Annotated in this window: 2 tRNA genes; both read left to right on the top strand. The window is 50.3% G+C overall.

Features of this window, described 5'->3' with window-relative positions:
- The first annotated feature begins 217 nt into the window (after positions 1–217).
- Positions 218–291, top strand: a tRNA-Ile gene (locus tag BN93_RS16150).
- Between the two features lie 150 nt (positions 292–441).
- Positions 442–515, top strand: a tRNA-Ala gene (locus BN93_RS16145).
- Positions 516–599: the final 84 nt, after the last annotated feature.

The raw sequence follows: 599 nt of genomic DNA, 5'->3' as shown, positions 1-599 counted from the left end.
ACTTTTCCATTTTAAATGGATGTTTGTGGTTTGCGCTCGCCTTGGTTCTTGAGGTTCGGCACCTCTTGTCTGCTGCGCTGTCTATACTCCGATACAGAGGGAATCAGGGATGAGGGTTCCGCCCCTTCCGCCGTCGGCACCTATATATAAGTGGTGTGGGGACGATGCGGGGTTGGGCTTTGCCTTACGGCCCTGGCCGGACCTCCCGCCGACACGCAGTCCTATAGCTCAGTTGGTTAGAGCGCCACACTGATAATGTGGAGGTCGGCAGTTCAAGTCTGCCTGGGACTACACATCGCATGATGGTGCAATGTGTACAGGCGACAAGCCTGTGGGACTACACATCGCACGATAGTGAAATGTGCACAGGTAGCGTGGATGTAGCATTTAATATTGTGGATGACAGTATTAAGCTTTACCATAAGTTTGAAACCCTTTATTGGGGGATTAGCTCAGTTGGCTAGAGCGCTTGCATGGCATGCAAGAGGTCATCGGTTCGACCCCGATATTCTCCACTTTGCGCTTGATTTGCGCATGAGATCTTTGACATATTGACACAAGCAAGACTGTAAGAATAGTAACGAATCACGTGGACTGTT

Origin of the sequence: Prevotella conceptionensis 9403948, assembly GCF_000312305.1 — a bacterium.
GTDB lineage: Bacteria > Bacteroidota > Bacteroidia > Bacteroidales > Bacteroidaceae > Prevotella > Prevotella conceptionensis.
This window is presented reverse-complemented; position numbering and strand designations above follow the sequence as displayed.